Source organism: Streptomyces sp. NPDC007991, from assembly GCF_042958445.1.
GTDB lineage: Bacteria > Actinomycetota > Actinomycetes > Streptomycetales > Streptomycetaceae > Streptomyces.
Genome location: NZ_JBIBJD010000001.1, coordinates 1 through 19,550 on the forward strand (window position 1 = coordinate 1; position 19,550 = coordinate 19,550).

The following is a 19,550-nucleotide window of genomic DNA, read 5'->3' on the forward strand; positions in this document are numbered from 1 at the left end:
GTTGATAGGCCGGATATGGAAGCACGGTAACGTGTGGAGTTGACCGGTACTAATAGGCCGAGGGCTTGTCCTCAGTTGCTCGCGTCCACTGTGTTGGTTCTGAAACCACGAACGGCCCCATGCCATGGTCACGGCATGGTGCGGCATGGTTCGACAGTTTCATAGTGTTTCGGTGGTTATAGCGTAGGGGAAACGCCCGGTTACATTCCGAACCCGGAAGCTAAGCCTTACAGCGCCGATGGTACTGCAGGGGGGACCCTGTGGGAGAGTAGGACGCCGCCGAACAATCATTGACAGGGCTGGACCCGTAACTTCGGTTACGGGTCCAGCCCTTTTTTGTTCTCCGTCACTTGAAGTTCACGTTGCGCGATCAGCATCCAGAGCATGGGTACTGCTGCAATGCTCAGGGCCGCCGGTGTCGGACTCGGTGACGAAGTCGTCGTGCCGGCCTTCGGGAACGTCGAGGTCGCCGAGGCCGTGGCCAAGGCCGGGGCGCTGCCGGTGTTCGCCGACATAGATCCGGTCAGCTACTGCCTCGATGCCTCCGCTGTGGAGGCCACGGTGACCCCGAGGACCGCCGCCGTTGTGGTCGTCCACCGCTTCGGCCGGCTCGCCGACATCGCGCGGCTGCACGCGCTGGGAGCACGGCACGGGCTGCTCGTGCTGGAGCACGGGGAGTCCGAGGCGCCGTACGACGAGATAGCCCAGCGCAGGGAGCGGGCGGCCTATCTCCACGCGAAGCTGAGGGGTGTGCGGACGCCGGACGACGGCGACGGGCACACCTATCAGCAGTACGTCGTGCGCGTACCGGGCAATGGACGGCCCGATCGGGACGCTTTCGCCAGGGCTGTGCGGGGCCGGGGAGTCGAGTGCCGTGTGCCGGTGAAGACCCCGGTGCATCGACTGCCCGAATTCCGTCGGTGTGTTTCTCTCCCGGAGACGGAGCGTGCTTCCGACGAGACGCTGGCACTGCCGGTGGACGCCACCCTGACCAAGCGGGACATGCAGCGGATCGTGTCCGCCTGTAATGCCCTCGGAGGGCTTCTCCAGCCCGCTTTCTGACGTGGTTGGGAGCACGGGTCTGTTCGGGGTATGCTCTATTCCGTTGCCGCGCGGGAAACCCCGCAAAGCGACAGGCCCCTATAGCTCAGTCGGTAGAGCGTCTCCATGGTAAGGAGAAGGTCAACGGTTCGATTCCGTTTGGGGGCTCCAGCACAAAAGGCCCCACCCTCACGGGTGGGGCCTTTTTCGTGTTCCCGTGTGTCCTAGTCCTTGTGGAGGCCCGGGACGCGCATCGCCAGGATCGCCATGTCGTCGGACGGGGCGTCCGACGCGAAGCGTTCCACCGCGCGCATGATGCGGGCCGCGACCGCGCCGGCCGTAAGGCCCGTGCAGGTCGTCAGGACGTCGGCGAGGCCGTCGTCGCCCAACATGCGGGCGCCTTCGCGGCGTTCGGTGACGCCGTCCGTGACGCACAGGAGGACGTCGCCCGGATCGAGGGTGACCGTCTGCTCATAGAGCTCCAGGTCGTCGATGACCCCGAGGAGCGGCTGGGGTTCGGCTGCCGGTTCCACCGAGCCGTCCTGGCGCAGGCGCAGCGGGAGCGGGTGGCCGGCGCAGACGACCTTCAGTTCGGCACTGCCGTCCTCCTGGGGGCGCATCTCGCCGTAGAGGAGCGTGAGGAAGCGGCTGCGGGCGCCTTCGTCGAGGATGGCGGAGTTCAGGCGTTCCAGGACCGCCGGGCCGCTGAGTCCCTCGCGGGCCAGGAGGCGCAGGGCGTGGCGTGCCAGGCCCGTGACCGCTGCCGCGTTGGGGCCCGTACCGCAGACGTCGCCGATGGCGAAGCCGTAGGCGCCGTCGCGGATGGGGAAGACGTCGTAGAAGTCGCCGCCGACCTCGTTGCCCTCGCCGGCGGCGCGGTAGATGACCTCGACCTCGACTCCCTCGATCGCGGGAAGTTCCGGGGGGAGGAGGCTGCGCTGGAGGGACTGGCTGATGGCCGTGCGCTCGGAGTAGAGGCGGGCGTTGTCCAGGGCCAGGGCGGCCCGGCGGGACAGGTCTTCGGCGAGTTCCAGGATCTCCTGGCGGAAGTGCTCGTCGGTCGGCTTGCCGAGGGTGAGCATGCCGATGACGCGGTTGCGGGCGACCAGGGGGAGGACGACCGTCTCGCCGCCCACCGCCGATGCCGTGGCGAGGGTCGGGCCGATGCCGGGGGTGACCTGGTGTGTCGGGCCGCCGCTGAGGCCGAGGCTGCGCATGGAGCTGCGGAGGGCCGCCTGGTGGGCCACCTCGGCGGGGGCCGTCCAGACGCGGGCGCCCGGGGTGGGGACCGGGTCGGGCGGGGGGACCTTCGACAGCAGGGACTTGATGCCGTCGATGAGTTCCTCGTCCTCGTGCAGGACGTACGACAGGTAGGGCTCCGAGGCCTGGTGGGCGATCGTGTAGACGGCGCACCAGGTGGCGAGGGTGGGGACGGTCATCTGGGCCATCAGGGCCAGGGTCTGGTCGCGGTCCAGGGTGCCGGCGAGCAGGTCGGAGGCCTCGACCAGGAAGTTCAGGGAGCCGCGGCGCAGCCGTTCCAGTTCGCCGAGGCGGGCCGATTCGACGGCGAGCGCGATGCGGTCGGCGGCGAACTGGAGGCGCAGGGCTTCCTCGTTGGAGTATCTGCCGGGGGCCTCGGCGGCGACGCCGAGGGAGCCGGTGAGGCGGCCCTCGACCTTCAGCGGGACGGTGACGACCGAGCGCATGCCCGTGCCGTTCAGCAGCGGCACCGCGCCGGGGACCGCCGTCAGGTCGTCGTGGACGGCCGGCATGCGGGCGGAGCCGTAGCGGCCGGAGCCCGCCTCCACGGGGACGCGGGCGAAGCGCTGGCGGGCGGAGGGCAGGCCCGTGGAGGCGCGGACCTCCAGTTCCGTCTCGTCGTCGGTGGCCAGGAGGAGGAACGCGGAGTCGCCGTCGAGCATGTCGCGGGCGCGTTCGACCGTGCGCTGGAGGAGGCCGTCGAGGTCGTCCGGGGCGGGGTAGCCGATGAATACCTCGAAGGGGTCGGTGCTCTGGCCCTCGGAGGTGGTGGAGGTGTCGGAGGCGGGGACGCGCAGGGGTGTCTGGAGAACGGCCCGTTCGTGGTCCCGTACCAGGAGGCACACGGTTGACGGTTCGCCGCCGGTGTCGCGGACGCGCAGGTGGGAGGCGTAGACGGGAGTCACGCGGCCGTCGGCGGCGCGGATGCCGTAGCTGCCTTCCCAGCGGGAGAGCTGGAGTGCCTCCGCGATGCCGGTGCTGGTGCCCGGGGTGTGCGGCCAGGCCGCGAGGTCGGTCAGGGGCTTGCCGGTGACCTGCTCGGCCGGGTAGCCGAAGAGGTCCTCGGCGTCCTCGTTCCAGGCGGTGATGTGGCCGGTGCGGTCGATCTGGATGACGGCCACGCGGACCCGGCCGTCGGCGAGGGGGAGGAGGTCGGCGGGGAGGGCGGGGCCGGCCGCGCGGGTGCCCACCACCCTGGCCGGGAGGTCGAGTTGGAACCAGACGGTCTTGTGGGTGGGGGTGTACTCGACGCCCCAGCGGCCGGCGAGGGCCGCGCACAGCTGGAGGCCGCGTCCGCCCTCCCGGTCGGGACTGCCCATGTTGATGGCCGAGCCCTGGAGCGGGATCTCACGCTCGGGGTACCGGTCGGCCACCTCGATGCGCACGCCCTCGTCGGTGCGCAGGCAGAGCAGGTCGGCGGAGGTGCCCGCGTGGACCACGGCGTTGGTCACCAGTTCGCTGGTGAGAACGACGGCGTCGTCGACGATGTCCGCGAAACCCCAGCCCTGGAGGGTGTCGCGGACGAAGGAGCGGGCGCTCGCGACAGATCGCCCGACGGGCTCGAAGCTGGCGGCCGCGCGCGCGGTGATCACAGAACTCCTCGACCGGTTCTCGACGTGCTGGGCTGCGGGGCCGACCGGCTCGCGCCGCTGTTGCGGCAGGCCGCCCGTCGGCCCGGGGTCCGGGGGCTGTCCCCCAGGGATCAGTCCGGTGGTCATGTGTGCGGCCGCCCCTCCGATGCCCGCTCGTCTTCGTGCCACCGCCCAGGCCGGACGAACCGGCGCGGCTGGACAGCCGGATGCAAGGTTACTTACCTTCGCGGTCCATGCGGATGCCGGTCTGCAGTGTTTCCGTCCTGAGGGTGTGCGGACGATGTGCGAAGCTGCCGAACTGTTATGGCCTGGTTCGGGCAGGGTGAAACACTGGGCAAGCTTCTTGTGAAAGTCCGGGCAGGCTGAATGTCTTCTGCGTACGGGGGGCAGCAGCCCCCTGGGCACGGCCTGGTATGCAGGGCACAGAATACGCAGTAGTAACCGGTACGGCGAGCGCGGTACCCCGGCACGACAGAGACGGTCGACCCCTGCGGGAGGGACACAGTGGAGTCTGGCGCAGCGACGCGTGGCAAGAGGACGCGCGCGAAAGGCGGACAGTCCCCGAGCAACCAGGGAAAAGTGCGCAGCGGCACGACTGAGGTGGACACGGCAGCCCTGAACCGGCTGATGGTCGCCCTGGTGGCGATGCGGGACGGCAACTTCCGAAAGCGGCTCACGGTGTCCGGGGACGGCGTGATGGCCGAGATCGCGGCGGTTTTCAACGAGGTGGCCGACCGCAATCTGCATCTGACGGGTGAGCTCTCGCGGGTGCGGCGGATGGTGGGCCGGGAGGGCAAGCTCACCGAGCGGCTGGAGACGGGGGCCTGCGAGGGCTCCTGGGCGACCGCGATCGACAACTCGAACGCCCTGGTGGACGACCTGGTGCGGCCGGTTTCCGAGGTCAGCCGGGTGCTGTCCGCGGTGGCCGAGGGTGATCTGTCGCCGCGCATGGAGCTGCGGACGCAGGTGCCGGACGGGAACGGGCAGCCGTTGCGCGGTGAGTTCCTGAAGGTCGGGCGGACCGTCAACAACCTGGTCGACCAGCTGTCGACGTTCACCGACGAGGTCACGCGTGTGGCCAGTGAGGTGGGCACGGAGGGCAAGCTGGGCGGGCAGGCCCGTGTGCGCGGTATGTCGGGTTCATGGCGGGATCTCACGGACTCCGTCAACACGATGGCGTACCGGCTCACCGCTCAGGTGCGGGATATCGCGCTGGTGACGACGGCGGTCGCCAAGGGTGATCTGTCCCGGAAGGTCACGGTTCAGGTCGCCGGCGAGATGCTGGAGCTGAAGAACACCGTCAACACAATGGTGGACCAGTTGTCGGCGTTCTCGTCCGAGGTGACCCGGGTGGCCCGTGAGGTGGGCACCGAGGGTGCGCTGGGCGGGCAGGCGCAGGTGCCCGGGGTGGACGGTGTCTGGAAGGAGCTCACGGACTCCGTCAACACCATGGCGGGGAACCTCACCGCCCAGGTGCGGGGGATCGCGGAGGTGACGACGGCCGTCGCCAACGGTGACCTGTCGCGGAAGGTCACGGTGCAGGCGCGGGGCGAGGTCGCGCAACTCGCCGAGACGATCAACCAGATGACCGAGACGCTGCGGATCTTCGCGGACGAGGTCACGCGGGTGGCCAACGAGGTCGGGGCCGAGGGGCGGCTCGGCGGTCAGGCGAATGTGCCGGGTGCGGCGGGGACGTGGAAGGACCTCACCGATTCGGTGAACACGGTCTTCCGGAATCTGACCACTCAGGTGCGGGACATCGCCGCCGTGACGACGGCGGTGGCCAATGGTGACCTGTCGCAGAAGGTCACGGTGGATGTGGCCGGCGAGATGCTGGAGCTGAAGAACACCGTCAACACGATGGTGGACCAGCTGTCCGCCTTCGGTGCCGAAGTGACCCGTGTGGCCCGAGAGATCGGTGTCGAAGGCGAGCTGGGCGGTCAGGCGCAGGTGCCGGGTGTGGCGGGGACCTGGAAGGACCTGACGGACTCCGTCAACACGGCGTTCCGGAACCTCACCGGACAGGTGCGCAACATCGCGCAGGTGACGACGGCTGTGGCCAACGGTGACCTGTCGCAGAAGGTCACGGTCGACGTCTCCGGCGAGATGCTCAAGATGAAGAACACCGTGAACACCATGGTGGACCAGCTGTCGAGCTTCGCCGACCAGGTGACCCGGATGGCCCGGGACGTGGGCACCGAGGGCCGTCTCGGCGGTCAGGCCCAGGTGGACGGCGTGTCCGGGACGTGGAAGGAGCTCACCGACTCCGTCAACTCCATGGCCGGGAACCTCACCTCCCAGGTGCGCAACATCGCGCAGGTGACGACGGCGGTGGCCCGGGGTGATCTGTCGCAGAAGATCGACGTGGACGCGCGCGGCGAGATCCTGGAGCTGAAGAACACCATCAACACGATGGTCGACCAGCTCTCGGCCTTCGCCGACCAGGTGACCCGGGTCGCCCGCGAGGTGGGGACGGACGGGCGGCTGGGCGGTCAGGCGCAGGTGCCCGGGGTCGCCGGTGTGTGGCGCGACCTGACGGACTCCGTGAACGGCATGGCCGGCAACCTCACGGCGCAGGTGCGCAACATCGCGCAGGTGGCGACCGCGGTGGCCCGGGGTGATCTGTCGCAGAAGATCGACGTGGACGCGCGCGGCGAGATCCTGGAGCTGAAGAACACCCTGAACACGATGGTGGACCAGCTGTCGTCGTTCGCCCAGGAGGTCACGCGGGTGGCCCGTGAGGTGGGTACGGAGGGCATCCTGGGCGGCCAGGCCGAGGTGCAGGGCGTCTCCGGCACCTGGAAGGACCTCACCCAGTCCGTGAACGGCATGGCCAACAACCTGACCATCCAGGTGCGCAACATCGCCGAGGTCACGACCGCGGTGGCCCGGGGCGATCTGTCGAAGAAGATCACCGTCGACGCCAAGGGCGAGATCCTCGAACTCGTCACGACCGTCAACACGATGGTGGACCAGCTGTCCTCCTTCGCCGAGCAGGTCACCCGGGTGGCCCGTGAGGTGGGCACCGAGGGCATCCTGGGCGGTCAGGCGCATGTGCCGGGTGTCACGGGCATCTGGAAGGACCTGAGCGACAACGTCAACCTGATGGCCAAGAACCTCACCACACAGGTGCGGAACATCTCCCAGGTCTCGGCGGCGGTGGCCAACGGTGACCTGACGCGGCAGGTCACCATCGAGGCGCGCGGTGAGGTCGCGCAGCTCGCCGACACCATCAACACGATGGTGAAGACGCTGAGTTCGTTCGCCGAGCAGGTCACCAAGGTGGCCCGTGAGGTGGGCACGGACGGCATCCTGGGCGGGCAGGCGCACGTGCCGGGTGTGGCCGGTACGTGGAAGGACCTCACCGAGTCCGTGAACCAGATGGCGTCCAACCTGACCGGTCAGGTGCGCAACATCGCGATGGTGACCACGGCCATCGCCAAGGGTGACCTGACGAAGAAGATCGACATCGACGCGCGCGGGGAGATCCTGGAGCTGAAGACGACCATCAACACGATGGTCGACCAGCTGTCGTCCTTCGCCGAGGAGGTCACCCGGGTCGCCCGCGAGGTGGGCACGGAGGGGCAGCTCGGCGGGCAGGCACGCGTGCGTGACGTCGACGGCACGTGGCGGGACCTGACCGAGTCCGTGAACGAGATGGCCGGGAACCTGACCCGGCAGGTGCGGGCCATCGCGCGCGTGGCGACCGCGGTGACCCGCGGCGATCTGAACCTGAAGATCGACGTGGACGCGTCCGGGGAGATCCAGGAGCTCCAGGACTACATCAACAAGATGATCGCCAACCTGCGCGACACCACGATCGCCAACAAGGAGCAGGACTGGCTCAAGGGCAACCTGGCCCGGATCTCCGCGCTGATGCAGGGCCGCCGCGACCTGGAGGACGTGGCCTCGCTGATCATGAGCGAGCTGACGCCCGTGGTGTCCGCGCAGCACGGCGCGTTCTTCCTGGCGATGCCGCTGGTCGACGGCGAGGACATGAACGCCGCCGACGACGACCAGTACGAGCTGCGCATGCTCGGCTCGTACGGCTACTCGATGGGCTCCATGCCGACGTCGTTCCAGCCCGGTGAGGCGCTGATCGGCACGGCCGCGACGGAGAAGCGCACGATCCTGGTGGAGAACGCGCCCAGCGGCTACCTGAGGATCTCCTCGGGGCTCGGCGAGGCGCCGCCCGCGCAGGTGATCGTGCTGCCGGTGCTGTTCGAGGGGAAGGTGCTCGGCGTCATCGAGCTGGCGTCCTTCACGCCGTTCACGCAGATCCAGAAGGACTTCCTCAACCAGATCGCGGAGATGATCGCCACCAGCGTCAACACCATCTCCGTCAACACCAAGACCGAGCTGCTGCTGGCGCAGTCGCAGGAGCTGACCGAGCAACTGCGCGAGCGCTCCGCGGAGTTGGAACAGCGGCAGAAGGCCCTCCAGGCGTCCAACGCCGAACTGGAGGAGAAGGCCGAGCTGCTGGCCCAGCAGAACCGCGACATCGAGGTCAAGAACACGGAGATCGAGGAGGCGCGGCAGGTCCTGGAGGAGCGCGCCGAGCAGCTCGCCGTGTCGATGCGCTACAAGAGCGAGTTCCTGGCGAACATGTCGCACGAACTGCGGACGCCGCTCAACTCGCTGCTGATCCTGGCCAAGCTGCTCGCCGACAACGCCGAGGGGAACCTCTCCCCGAAGCAGGTCGAGTTCGCCGAGACGATCCACGGGGCCGGTTCCGACCTGCTCCAGCTCATCAACGACATCCTCGACCTGTCGAAGGTCGAGGCGGGCAAGATGGACGTCTCCCCGACGCGGATCGCGCTCGTCCAGCTCGTGGACTACGTGGAGGCCACCTTCCGGCCGCTGACCGCGGAGAAGGGCCTGGACCTGTCCGTACGGGTGTCGCCGGAGCTGCCCGCGACCCTGCACACCGACGAGCAGCGGCTGCTCCAGGTGCTGCGGAACCTGTTGTCGAACGCGGTGAAGTTCACCGACTCCGGGTCGGTGGAGCTGGTCATCAGGCCGGCGCGGGACGACGTGCCGCAGAAGATCCGGGAGCAGCTGCTGGAGACGGGGTCGCTGACCGATCCGGAGGCCGAGCTGATCGCGTTCTCCGTGACCGACACCGGGATCGGCATCGCGTCCAGCAAGATGCGGGTGATCTTCGAGGCGTTCAAGCAGGCCGACGGCACGACCAGCCGCAAGTACGGCGGTACGGGTCTCGGGCTGTCCATCTCGCGGGAGATCGCCCAGCTGCTCGGCGGTGAGATCCACGCGCAGAGCGAGCCGGGCCGCGGCTCGACGTTCACGCTGTACCTGCCGCTGCACCCCAGCGAACTGCCGCCGCAGGGCTATCAGCAGCAGCTGCCGTCCCTGGAGCCCGGTGGCCTGATGGCGTCGACGTCGGACCTGTCCGAGCTGTCCGAGGTCGAGGCCGAGACCCCGGCCGAGGTGAAGTCGTACCGCGAAACGCAGAACGGGCCGGCCGCCCTGTTCCGGCGGCGGCGCAGGATGCCGGAGCTGGCACCGCGCCCGGCGCAGCAGGAGCAGTGGACGGCCGAGGAGCAGCAGGCGGCGCCGAAGACGCAGCGCGGCATCCGGTTCGGCGGCCAGAAGGTCCTGATCGTCGACGACGACATCCGCAACGTCTTCGCGCTGACCAGTGTCCTGGAGCAGCACGGCCTGTCCGTGCTGTACGCGGAGAACGGCCGTGAGGGCATCGAGGTGCTGGAGCAGCACGACGACGTGGCGGTCGTCCTGATGGACATCATGATGCCCGAGATGGACGGGTACGCGACGACCACGGCGATCCGCAGGATGCCGCAGTTCGCCGGACTGCCGATCATCGCCCTGACCGCGAAGGCGATGAAGGGCGACCGGGAGAAGGCGATCGAGTCGGGTGCCTCCGACTACGTCACGAAGCCGGTGGACCCCGATCACCTGCTGACGGTGATGGATCAGTGGATGCGAGGGGAGTGAGGGGAACGTTGGACCGTTACGCAACGTTGGCGGGAAGGTTCGATGTTCACACGGAGTTGCGAACTCGGAGTGCGCATAGTCGTGTAGAAGTACGAGATCTGGGGAACCTTCTGGTCTCCTGCTGCGTTTCTGCTACGAGCACAGTGACATCACGGTGACAGGGTGTGGCGACAGGCGGGGTGCGGCTACGATGACCGGCACAAGGACGGGCGGCGCAAGGGAGTCGTCCCCTGGGGCGGCACCCACCGGTGCGACCCCAGGTCCTGCGGACAGGGGAGGCCCCACGCCGGGGCGAGGAGGGCGGGCCATGGTGCAGAAGGCCAAGATCCTCCTGGTCGATGACCGGCCGGAGAATCTGCTTGCGCTGGAGGCGATCCTCTCTGCGCTCGATCAGACGCTGGTGCGGGCATCGTCCGGGGAGGAAGCGCTCAAAGCGCTGCTCACGGACGACTTCGCGGTCATCCTGCTGGACGTCCAGATGCCGGGCATGGACGGCTTCGAAACAGCCGCGCACATCAAGCGGCGGGAGCGGACCCGGGACATCCCGATCATCTTCCTGACCGCGATCAACCACGGGCCGCACCACACCTTCCGGGGGTACGCGGCGGGAGCGGTCGACTACATCTCCAAGCCGTTCGACCCGTGGGTGCTGCGCGCGAAGGTCTCCGTCTTCGTCGAGCTGTACATGAAGAACTGCCAGCTGCGTGAGCAGGCGGCGCTGCTGCGGCTCCAGTTGGAGGGCAACGGCAAGGACGCGGACGGCGAGGCCAAGGAGTCGGCCGGGCTGCTCGCCGAGCTCTCCGCGCGGCTCGCGGCCGTCGAGGAGCAGGCCGAGGCGCTGACCAAGCAGCTCAACGACGACTCGACGGACGCGGCGGCGGTGGCCACGGCGGCTCATCTGGAGCGCAAGCTCACGGGGTTGCGGCGGGCGCTGGACGCGCTGGAGCCGGGCACCGGGAGCACTTCGTCGGTGTCCTCGCAGAACTGACGCCTGGGCAGGCGCGGTTGTGCGCACATGAGCCCGCGTCAGTTCTGTGCCTCTCCCGAAGCGACACGAACGGGTGAAGCCGTAGGCACACGTGTCCCTTGTCGTCTCCCCCGGTAACCTCACATCCATGGCCTCACGTCCCTCCGCAGCCAAGAAGCCGCCCGCGAAGAAGGCGGCCGGTTCGGCGAAGGCTCCGGCGAAGAAGGCCGCTGCCAAAAAGGCTCCCGCGAAGAAGGCGCCCGCCAAGAAGGCCGCGGCGAAGAAAGCCGCGCCCAAGCCGGCTCCCAGCCCGACCGGGGGCATCTACCGGCTCGTGCGCGCCCTGTGGCTCGGCGTCGCACACGCCGTCGGCGCCGTGTTCCGCGGCATAGGGCAGGGCGCCAAGAACCTGGACCCGGCGCACCGCAAGGACGGCGTCGCCCTGCTGCTGCTCGGCATCGCCCTGATCGTCGCCGCGGGTACCTGGGCCGACCTGAAGGGCCCCGTGGGCGACCTGGTCGAGATCCTGGTGACCGGTGCCTTCGGCCGACTCGACCTGCTCGTGCCGATCCTGCTCGCCGTCATCGCCGTGCGCTTCATCCGCCACCCGGAGAAGCCCGAGGCCAACGGACGCATCGTCATCGGCCTGTCCGCGCTCGTCATCGGCGTGCTCGGCCAGGTCCACATCGCCTGCGGCGCACCCGCGCGCGGCGACGGCATGCAGGCCATAAGGGACGCCGGCGGCCTCATCGGCTGGGCCATGGCGACTCCGCTGTCGTACGCCATGGGCGAGATGCTCGCCGTGCCGCTGCTGGTGCTGCTGACGGTCTTCGGACTGCTGGTCGTCACGGCCACCCCGGTCAACGCCATTCCGCAGCGGCTGCGGCAGGCCGGGGTGCGGCTCGGCATCCTCCGTGACCCCGCCGAGGACGAGTTCGGGGACGACGACGAGCGCTACGACGAGCAGTGGCGTGAGGCGCTGCCCGCGCGCCCCCGCGGCCGGCGTGCGCCGGGGCCCGCGGCCTATGACCCCGACAGCGCCGAGCAGGAGGCGCTCGCCCGGCGCCGCGGCCGCCCCCGGCGGTCCGCCGTGCCGCAGCCCGACATGGACCGGCCCATGGACGCCGTGGACGTCGCCGCCGCGGCGGCCGCCGCGCTCGACGGGGCCGTGCTGCACGGCATGCCGCCCTCGCCGATCGTCGCGGACCTCACCCAGGGCGTGACCGTCGGAGACCGCGAGGCGACCACGCCGACGCCCGTCCCGGCCGCGCGGCCCCAGCAGGAGAAGCTGAAGCAGGACGAGCCCGAGCAGCAGAGGCCGAAGGCGGGCGTCCGCGACCTCACCAAGTCGCCGCCCGCCAAGCCCCGCGACCTGCCCCCGCGTGCGGAACAACTCCAGCTGTCCGGGGACATCACGTACGCGCTGCCGTCCCTCGACCTCCTCACGCGCGGAGGCCCCGGAAAGGCGCGCAGCGCCGCCAACGACGCCATAGTCGCCGCACTGACCAACGTGTTCACCGAGTTCAAGGTGGACGCCAACGTCACCGGCTTCACCCGCGGGCCGACGGTGACGCGCTACGAGATCGAGCTCGGCCCCGCCGTGAAGGTCGAGCGGATCACCGCGCTGGCCAAGAACATCGCCTACGCCGTCGCCAGCCCGGACGTGCGGATCATCAGCCCCATCCCCGGCAAGTCCGCGGTCGGCATCGAGATCCCGAACACCGACCGGGAGATGGTCAACCTCGGTGACGTACTGCGGCTCGCGGAGTCCGCGGAGGACGACGACCCGATGCTGGTCGCCTTCGGCAAGGACGTCGAGGGCGGCTACGTCATGCACTCGCTGGCGAAGATGCCGCACATGCTGGTCGCCGGCGCCACCGGCTCCGGCAAGTCGTCCTGCATCAACTGCCTGATCACCTCGATCATGATGCGGGCGACCCCCGAGGACGTCCGGATGATCCTCGTCGACCCCAAGCGGGTCGAGCTGACCGCCTACGAGGGCATCCCGCACCTGATCACACCGATCATCACCAACCCCAAGCGGGCCGCCGAGGCGCTCCAGTGGGTCGTACGCGAGATGGACCTGCGCTACGACGACCTGGCCGCCTACGGCTACCGGCACATCGACGACTTCAACCGGGCCGTGCGCGAGGGCAAGGTCAAACCGCCCGAGGGCAGCGAGCGCGAGCTCCAGCCGTACCCGTACCTGCTGGTCATCGTCGACGAGCTCGCCGACCTGATGATGGTCGCCCCGCGGGACGTCGAGGACGCGATCGTGCGCATCACGCAGCTCGCGCGCGCGGCCGGCATCCATCTGGTGCTCGCCACGCAGCGGCCGTCGGTCGACGTCGTCACCGGCCTGATCAAGGCGAACGTGCCGTCGCGGCTGGCCTTCGCCACGTCCTCGCTCGCCGACTCGCGGGTCATCCTCGACCAGCCGGGCGCCGAGAAGCTCATCGGCAAGGGCGACGGGCTGTTCCTGCCGATGGGCGCCAACAAGCCCACCCGTATGCAGGGCGCCTTCGTCACCGAGGAGGAGATCGCGGGAGTCGTCCAGCACTGCAAGGACCAGATGGCGCCCGTCTTCCGGGACGACGTCACCGTCGGGACCAAGCAGAAGAAGGAGATCGACGAGGACATCGGCGACGACCTCGACCTGCTGTGCCAGGCGGCCGAACTGGTCGTCTCCACGCAGTTCGGGTCGACGTCCATGCTCCAGCGCAAACTGCGCGTCGGCTTCGCCAAGGCCGGGCGGCTGATGGACCTCATGGAGTCCCGGAACATCGTGGGGCCGAGCGAGGGTTCCAAGGCTCGTGACGTTCTTGTGAAGCCTGATGAGCTGGATGGCGTGCTGGCGCTGATCCGTGGGGAGTCTGAAGGGTAGGGAAGCTGGTCACGGCCGCCACGCCGAGTCGTACTGCATTCGGGTGTCCGGATCGTGACTCACCCGTAAGGGTTCCTTGAGCAACCGTTTCCCTTCGGCATACGTCAAGTTGAGGGAAGCGAGGAACAGCTTCCCCACCATCGGAATGTCGGGCCATTCCGATGGCGTACAAAGTGCCACCGCCCGGTTGCCCCACCCTTTTGTACCCCCCCTAGACTGAACCTCCAGCACAGGCGGCTACACGCTCGAAAGGCGCCCCCGTGTCCATCGGCAACTCCCCTGAAGACGAGCGTCCGTTCGAAGACGACCGCGTCGAAGAAGACCGCGAGGAAGCCCGCCCCTCCATCGGCCGTGCCCTTCGGCAGGCGCGTATCGCCGCTGGGCTGACCGTCGACGACATCAGCAGCGCCACCCGGGTCCGCATGAACATCGTGCACGCCATCGAGGCGGACGACTTCACCGTCTGCGGTGGGGACGTCTATGCCCGAGGGCACATCAGGACCCTCGCCAAGGCCGTCAACCTCGACCCGGAGCCGCTGCTCGCCCAGTACGGCGACGAGCACGGCGGGCGCCCGGCTCCGACCCCGGCAGCTCCCCTCTTCGAGGCGGAACGCATCCGCCCGGAGCGGCGGGGGCCCAACTGGACCGCCGCCATGGTCGCCGCGATCGTCGCCGTGATCGGATTCGTCGGGTTCACCATGTTCCAGGGCGGCGGCGACAGCGCCGGCGAGGGGAACGTGGCCGAGGGCTCCACGCCCACGACCGGTGGCTCCGCCTCCCCGACCACCAAGACCAAGAAGCCCACCGACCCCAAGCCCGAGGCGTCCGACAGTGCCATCGCGGCCGCGCCTCAGGACAAGGTGACGGTCCAGGTGGCCGCCGCCGACGGCCGCAGCTGGATCGCCGCCAAGGACCACAACGGCCGGTTGATCTTCGACGGGGTCCTCAAGCAGGGTGAGACCAAGACCTTCCAGGACAGCTCGAAGGTGCACCTCGTCCTCGGGGACGCCGGCGCGATCGACCTCTTCGTCAACGGCAAGAAGATCAAGGATGACTTCCAGCCGGGCGCCGTGGAGCGCCTGACGTACACGAAGGGCGACCCCGAGGCCGGATGACCGGCCCGAAGGGCGCAGTCACTACGGGGTTGGCCTGGAAACGGCCAACCCCGTCGACGCGGGGTGTCAGCGGGACGAAGTACTCTTGAGCCCATGCCTGAACGCCGTACCGTCGCACTCGTCACCCTTGGCTGCGCCCGTAACGAGGTGGACTCGGAGGAGCTCGCAGGCCGTTTGGAGGCGGACGGCTGGCAGCTCGTGGAGGACGCCGAGGACGCGGACGTCGCCGTCGTGAACACCTGTGGCTTCGTCGAGGCCGCCAAGAAGGACTCCGTCGACGCCCTCCTGGAGGCGGGCGACCTCAAGGGACATGGCAGAACCCAGGCCGTCGTGGCGGTGGGCTGCATGGCCGAGCGGTACGGCAAGGAACTCGCCGAGGCCCTCCCCGAGGCCGACGGTGTGCTCGGGTTCGACGACTACTCGGACATCTCGGACCGGCTGCAGACCATCCTCAACGGCGGCATCCACGCCTCGCACACCCCGCGCGACCGTCGCAAGCTGCTGCCCATCAGCCCGGCCGAGCGGCAGGAGTCGGCCACCTCGGTCTCCCTGCCCGGGCACGCCCCGGCCGACCTCCCGGAGGGCCTCGCCCCGGCCTCCGGGCCGCGCGCGCCCCTGCGCCGCCGTCTGGACGGCTCTCCGGTCGCCTCCGTGAAGCTCGCCTCCGGCTGCGACCGGCGGTGCTCCTTCTGCGCCATCCCTTCCTTCCGCGGCTCGTTCATCTCGCGCCGCCCCAGCGATGTGCTGAACGAGACGCGCTGGCTGGCCGAGCAGGGTGTGAAGGAGATCATGCTGGTCTCCGAGAACAACACCTCCTACGGCAAGGACCTCGGCGACATCCGCCTGCTGGAGTCGCTGCTGCCCGAACTCGCCGAGGTGGACGGCATCGAGCGGGTCCGGGTGAGCTACCTGCAGCCCGCGGAGATGCGGCCGGGCCTGATCGACGTGCTGACCTCGACCCCGAAGGTCGCGCCCTACTTCGACCTGTCCTTCCAGCACTCCGCGCCCGGCGTGCTGCGCGCGATGCGCCGCTTCGGCGACACCGACCGGTTCCTGGAACTGCTCGACACGATCCGCAGCAAGGCACCCGAGGCCGGCGTGCGTTCCAACTTCATCGTCGGCTTCCCCGGCGAGAGCGAGGCCGACCTCGCCGAGCTGGAGCGGTTCCTGAACGGCGCGCGGCTGGACGCCATCGGCGTCTTCGGCTACTCCGACGAGGAGGGCACGGAGGCGGCGACCTACGAGAACAAGCTCGACGAGGACGTCGTCACCGAGAGGCTGGCCCGCGTCTCGCGGCTGGCCGAGGAACTCGTCTCGCAGCGCGCCGAGGAGCGCGTCGGCCAGACGGTGCACGTGCTCGTCGAGTCCGTCGACGACGAGGAGGGCGTGTACGGCCGCGCGGCGCACCAGGCGCCCGAGACGGACGGCCAGGTGCTGCTCACGAGCGGCGCGGGTCTGAGCAGCGGCCGTATGGTCGAGGCGAAGGTGGTCGGTACGGAGGGCGTCGACCTGGTGGCCGAGCCGCTTCAGGGCTCGTTCGCGTCGCCGGCGTGGAGTGAGGAGGCGGGCAGATGACCGGTGTTCCGGCATCCGCGGCGGGAGGCCCCTCCGGCGCGAGGAGAGCCGCGGCCGGTGCGGCTCCGGGGAAGGTTCTCGGGGCTTCCGCGGGCCGGTCGGCCGCGCGGTCGGCCGAGGGCGGCACGGCCGGTGCGGGGCAGGGCGGTGCCGCCGAGGCGGCAGGTGCGCGGCAGGCTGCGGCGGCCGGTGCCGATGGCGGTGGTGCCGCTGTCGGTGACGGCTCCGAGGGCGCCGTCGTCGGCGCGCAGGACGACGGGAAGCCGGCGCGGGGCGCGAAGCTGGCGGCCGCGGCCGTCAACCAGGCCAGCGTCTGGAACGTCGCCAACCTCCTGACCATGCTCCGGCTGATCCTCGTACCGGCCTTCGTCGCGCTGATGCTCGCGGACGGCGGGTACGACCCGGCGTGGCGGGCCCTCGCCTGGGCGGCCTTCGCCATCGCCATGATCACCGACCTCTTCGACGGTCACCTGGCGCGCACGTACAACCTGGTCACGGACTTCGGGAAGATCGCCGATCCCATCGCCGACAAGGCGATCATGGGTGCGGCACTGATCTGTCTGTCCGCGCTCGGCGATCTGCCGTGGTGGGTGACCGGCGTCATCCTCGGCCGGGAACTCGGGATCACCCTGCTGCGTTTTCTGGTCATTCGGTACGGCGTCATCCCCGCCAGCCGCGGAGGCAAGCTCAAGACGCTCACCCAGGGCGTGGCCGTGGGCATGTATGTGCTGGCGCTGACGGGGTGGCTGGCCACCCTGAGGTTCTGGGTGATGGCCGCGGCGGTCGTTCTGACCGTGGTGACCGGGCTCGACTATGTGAAACAGGCCATTGTGCTGCGCAGGCAGGGAATCGCCGAGCGCAAGGCCGCGTTGGAGGAGACGGAAGCGTGAGTTCCACGGCCACCGACGTGGTGCGACTACTCACGGTGAAGGGCGGGACGCTCGCCGTCGCGGAGTCGCTGACAGGTGGTCTCGTTGCGGCGGAGATCACATCCGTCCCCGGGGCGTCCAAGGTCTTCCGAGGTTCGGTGACGGCCTACGCCACCGAACTGAAGCATGAACTGCTGGGTGTCGACGCCGCCCTGCTGGCGGCGCGAGGAGCCGTGGATCCGCAGGTCGCGGCCCAGATGGCGGCCGGAGTGCGCAAAGCGCTCGGCACGGACTGGGGCATCGCGACCACCGGTGTCGCGGGCCCCGAGCCGCAGGACGGACAGGCCGTCGGGACGGTCTTCGTCGCCGTGGACGGACCCCGGAGGGTCGATTCCGGTTCTGCCGGCGGCGGAAAAGTGGTGGCTCTGCGGTTGAACGGCGACCGCGAGGAAATTCGTAGAGAGAGTGTACGGAGCGTACTCGCACTGCTCCTGAAGGAGCTTGCGGGCGAACAGACTGGGAATGAGCGGGCACAGGATACGGAACGGAACGGGGGGTTTTGATGTTTGCAGCCCTGAGTGAACACGACATCGCTCCCCGCACGGCCGCGGCGCAAGGCGGTACGGTGGGGCGTAATGGATGCGGCTACGCGGTCCGAGGAGGGAGCCACCGATGATTCTGCTCCGTCGCCTGCTGGGTGACGTGCTGCGTCGGCAGCGCCAGCGCCAGGGCCGTACTCTGCGCGAAGTCTCCTCGTCCGCCCGAGTCTCACTCGGCTATCTCTCCGAGGTGGAGCGGGGGCAGAAGGAGGCTTCCTCCGAACTGCTCTCCGCCATCTGCGACGCGCTGGACGTACGGATGTCCGAGCTGATGCGGGAAGTGAGCGATGAGCTCGCCCTCGCTGAGCTGGCCCAGTCCGCTGCGGCCACCCCCAGCGAACCTGTACCCACGCCGGTTCGCCCGATGCTGGGTTCCGTTTCGGTGACCGGTGTGCCACCGGAACGGGTGACCATCAAGGCGCCCGCCGAGGCGGTGGCCGCCACCGCCGCGTGACGCTTCGCGCGTGCGTGGCATGAACGAGCGGCGCTGATCAGGCGCCGAGGACTGGTGAGGCCCCGGCCGGGGTTCTCCGGGAGATCCGGAGAGGTGTCGGTCGGGGTTTTCGCTTGCCCGCAGACTGCCGGGCAGGATTGTGCCCGATTTGTTTGCGTTTGCCGGTAGGGCGTGCGGCGGTCATCGTTGAGGGGATGGTGGGGGGAAGCCAACGGAGGTGCGGATGTACGTCGTGAAGAGCCCGCTGTCCGACGCGAGCCTGAAGACCGTGTCCGAGGCGTTGCAGGGTGCCCTCGTCGACCTGGTGGACCTCGCCCTCGTGGCGAAGCAGATCCACTGGAACGTGGTGGGGCCGCGCTTCCGTTCCGTGCATCTCCAGCTCGACGAGGTCGTCGACACCGCGCGGAAGTACTCCGACACCGTGGCGGAGCGCGCCGCGGCGCTCGGGATCTCCCCCGACGGGCGTGCCGCGACGGTCGCCGTCGGCAGCGGGATCGGTGTGACCCCCGAGGGGTGGGTCGACGACATGACCGCCGTCGGGGCGCTCGTCGAGGCGCTGGGTGCGGTGATCGCGCGGATGCGGGAGCGGGTCGAGGCGACCGGGGAGCCGGATCCGGTGAGTCAGGACATCTTCATCGGGATCACGGCGGACCTGGAGAAGCATCACTGGATGTTCCAGGCCGAGAACGGGTGACCGCAGCGGGCGCGGCAGCGGACGACGGGGCGGCCGGAGGGTCCGCCGCGCGTGGCTTCGCGGCTCGTGCCTTCGGGAATCGTGGCTTCGCGGCTCGCGGTCTCGTGGCTCGGGGTCTCGTGGCTCGCCGTCTCGCAGTTCGGCGCGGTGGGGCGCGCGGTGCGCCTGTGTGCCGTTGGTGCGCCCTGTCCGCCGGCCTGGGCAGCCGCATAGCGTCGGGCTGGAGGTGGCGGCCATGGGGATAGGGCGCTGGGGGGCCCGCGGAGCTGTACTGGGGCTGGGGGCGCTGTGGTGGTGGGCGGTGCTGCGGCTGGTGGTCGCGCCCGGGGCGGGGGTGCTGGAGGCGACAGTCGCGGCCGGGGGGTGGGGGCTGAGCGTGCTGCCGGTGCACTGCGTGCCGAAGGGGCGGGCGAGTGGGGCCGTCGGTGCGGGGCGGTGGCGGAGGGTGCTGGGAGTGGGGGGCCGGGGTGTGGTGTCGCGGAGGGGGTGACGCCCTGGCGGGTCGCTCGGGTCGCTCGGGTTGC

12 protein-coding genes, 1 tRNA gene and 2 rRNA genes are annotated in these 19,550 nt (G+C 69.5%); 14 read left to right on the forward strand and 1 reads right to left on the reverse strand.

Annotated features, from left to right (window positions below):
- The 4 genes from ACFZDA_RS00005 to ACFZDA_RS00020 form a co-directional block, all read left to right on the forward strand.
- Window positions 1-73, forward strand: a 23S ribosomal RNA gene (locus tag ACFZDA_RS00005); the annotation flags it as partial.
- A gap of 95 nt (window positions 74-168) precedes the next feature.
- Window positions 169-285, forward strand: a 5S ribosomal RNA gene (gene rrf, locus ACFZDA_RS00010).
- 114 nt (window positions 286-399) lie between these two features.
- A complete protein-coding gene (locus ACFZDA_RS00015) occupies window positions 400-1,062 on the forward strand; it encodes a DegT/DnrJ/EryC1/StrS family aminotransferase (RefSeq protein ID WP_391074507.1) in 663 nt (220 codons plus the stop codon).
- 74 nt (window positions 1,063-1,136) lie between these two features.
- Window positions 1,137-1,212: transfer RNA gene (locus ACFZDA_RS00020), tRNA-Thr, on the forward strand.
- Window positions 1,213-1,265: 53 nt separating this feature from the next.
- Here ACFZDA_RS00020 and ACFZDA_RS00025 read toward each other — a convergent pair.
- Complete coding sequence (locus tag ACFZDA_RS00025; RefSeq protein ID WP_391072476.1) at window positions 1,266-4,019, reverse strand: SpoIIE family protein phosphatase; 2,754 nt, start codon at window positions 4,017-4,019, stop codon at window positions 1,266-1,268.
- 378 nt (window positions 4,020-4,397) lie between these two features.
- On the opposite strand from ACFZDA_RS00025, the gene ACFZDA_RS00030 reads away from it, so the two are divergent.
- The 10 genes from ACFZDA_RS00030 (at window position 4,398) to ACFZDA_RS00075 (ending at window position 19,516) form a co-directional block, all read left to right on the forward strand.
- Window positions 4,398-9,869 carry a HAMP domain-containing protein gene (locus ACFZDA_RS00030; protein WP_391072479.1) on the forward strand — a complete coding sequence of 1,824 codons (5,472 nt, stop codon included), beginning with the start codon at window positions 4,398-4,400 and terminating at the stop codon, window positions 9,867-9,869.
- A 307-nt stretch (window positions 9,870-10,176) separates the two neighbouring features.
- Complete coding sequence (locus tag ACFZDA_RS00035; RefSeq protein ID WP_391072482.1) at window positions 10,177-10,857, forward strand: response regulator; 681 nt, start codon at window positions 10,177-10,179, stop codon at window positions 10,855-10,857.
- Between the two features lie 127 nt (window positions 10,858-10,984).
- On the forward strand, window positions 10,985-13,720 hold the full coding sequence (locus tag ACFZDA_RS00040) for a DNA translocase FtsK (protein WP_391072485.1): 2,736 nt from the start codon (window positions 10,985-10,987) through the stop codon (window positions 13,718-13,720).
- Window positions 13,721-13,980: 260 nt separating this feature from the next.
- Window positions 13,981-14,835 carry a RodZ domain-containing protein gene (locus ACFZDA_RS00045; protein ID WP_391072488.1) on the forward strand — a complete coding sequence of 285 codons (855 nt, stop codon included), beginning with the start codon at window positions 13,981-13,983 and terminating at the stop codon, window positions 14,833-14,835.
- Between the two features lie 93 nt (window positions 14,836-14,928).
- Window positions 14,929-16,410 carry a 30S ribosomal protein S12 methylthiotransferase RimO gene (rimO, locus tag ACFZDA_RS00050; RefSeq protein WP_391072491.1) on the forward strand — a complete coding sequence of 494 codons (1,482 nt, stop codon included), beginning with the start codon at window positions 14,929-14,931 and terminating at the stop codon, window positions 16,408-16,410.
- Window positions 16,407-17,300 carry a CDP-diacylglycerol--glycerol-3-phosphate 3-phosphatidyltransferase gene (gene pgsA, locus ACFZDA_RS00055; RefSeq protein ID WP_391072493.1) on the forward strand — a complete coding sequence of 298 codons (894 nt, stop codon included), beginning with the start codon at window positions 16,407-16,409 and terminating at the stop codon, window positions 17,298-17,300. The genes rimO and pgsA overlap by 4 nt, the downstream gene beginning before the upstream one ends.
- Entirely contained in the window at window positions 17,297-17,842 is a 546-nt protein-coding gene (locus ACFZDA_RS00060; protein WP_391072496.1) for a nicotinamide-nucleotide amidohydrolase family protein, read from the forward strand. The genes pgsA and ACFZDA_RS00060 overlap by 4 nt, the downstream gene beginning before the upstream one ends.
- A 109-nt stretch (window positions 17,843-17,951) precedes the next feature.
- Window positions 17,952-18,332 (forward strand): helix-turn-helix domain-containing protein, encoded by a 381-nt coding sequence (locus ACFZDA_RS00065; RefSeq protein WP_020276318.1) that lies wholly within the window; start codon window positions 17,952-17,954, stop codon window positions 18,330-18,332.
- Between the two features lie 223 nt (window positions 18,333-18,555).
- Window positions 18,556-19,026 (forward strand): Dps family protein, encoded by a 471-nt coding sequence (locus ACFZDA_RS00070; protein WP_086561915.1) that lies wholly within the window; start codon window positions 18,556-18,558, stop codon window positions 19,024-19,026.
- A gap of 235 nt (window positions 19,027-19,261) precedes the next feature.
- On the forward strand, window positions 19,262-19,516 hold the full coding sequence (locus ACFZDA_RS00075; RefSeq protein ID WP_391072501.1) for a hypothetical protein: 255 nt from the start codon (window positions 19,262-19,264) through the stop codon (window positions 19,514-19,516).
- Window positions 19,517-19,550: the final 34 nt, after the last annotated feature.

What these genes read in the sequence shown, in the direction of transcription:
- ACFZDA_RS00025 (WP_391072476.1), bottom strand. Translation starts at nt 4,019, where the DNA reads ATGACCACCGGACTGATCCCTGGGGGACAGCCCCCGGACCCCGGGCCG.
- rimO (WP_391072491.1), top strand. Translation starts at nt 14,929, where the DNA reads ATGCCTGAACGCCGTACCGTCGCACTCGTCACCCTTGGCTGCGCCCGT.
- ACFZDA_RS00035 (WP_391072482.1), top strand. Translation starts at nt 10,177, where the DNA reads ATGGTGCAGAAGGCCAAGATCCTCCTGGTCGATGACCGGCCGGAGAAT.
- ACFZDA_RS00015 (WP_391074507.1), top strand. Translation starts at nt 400, where the DNA reads ATGCTCAGGGCCGCCGGTGTCGGACTCGGTGACGAAGTCGTCGTGCCG.
- pgsA (WP_391072493.1), top strand. Translation starts at nt 16,407, where the DNA reads ATGACCGGTGTTCCGGCATCCGCGGCGGGAGGCCCCTCCGGCGCGAGG.
- ACFZDA_RS00040 (WP_391072485.1), top strand. Translation starts at nt 10,985, where the DNA reads ATGGCCTCACGTCCCTCCGCAGCCAAGAAGCCGCCCGCGAAGAAGGCG.
- ACFZDA_RS00065 (WP_020276318.1), top strand. Translation starts at nt 17,952, where the DNA reads ATGATTCTGCTCCGTCGCCTGCTGGGTGACGTGCTGCGTCGGCAGCGC.
- ACFZDA_RS00070 (WP_086561915.1), top strand. Translation starts at nt 18,556, where the DNA reads ATGTACGTCGTGAAGAGCCCGCTGTCCGACGCGAGCCTGAAGACCGTG.
- ACFZDA_RS00075 (WP_391072501.1), top strand. Translation starts at nt 19,262, where the DNA reads ATGGGGATAGGGCGCTGGGGGGCCCGCGGAGCTGTACTGGGGCTGGGG.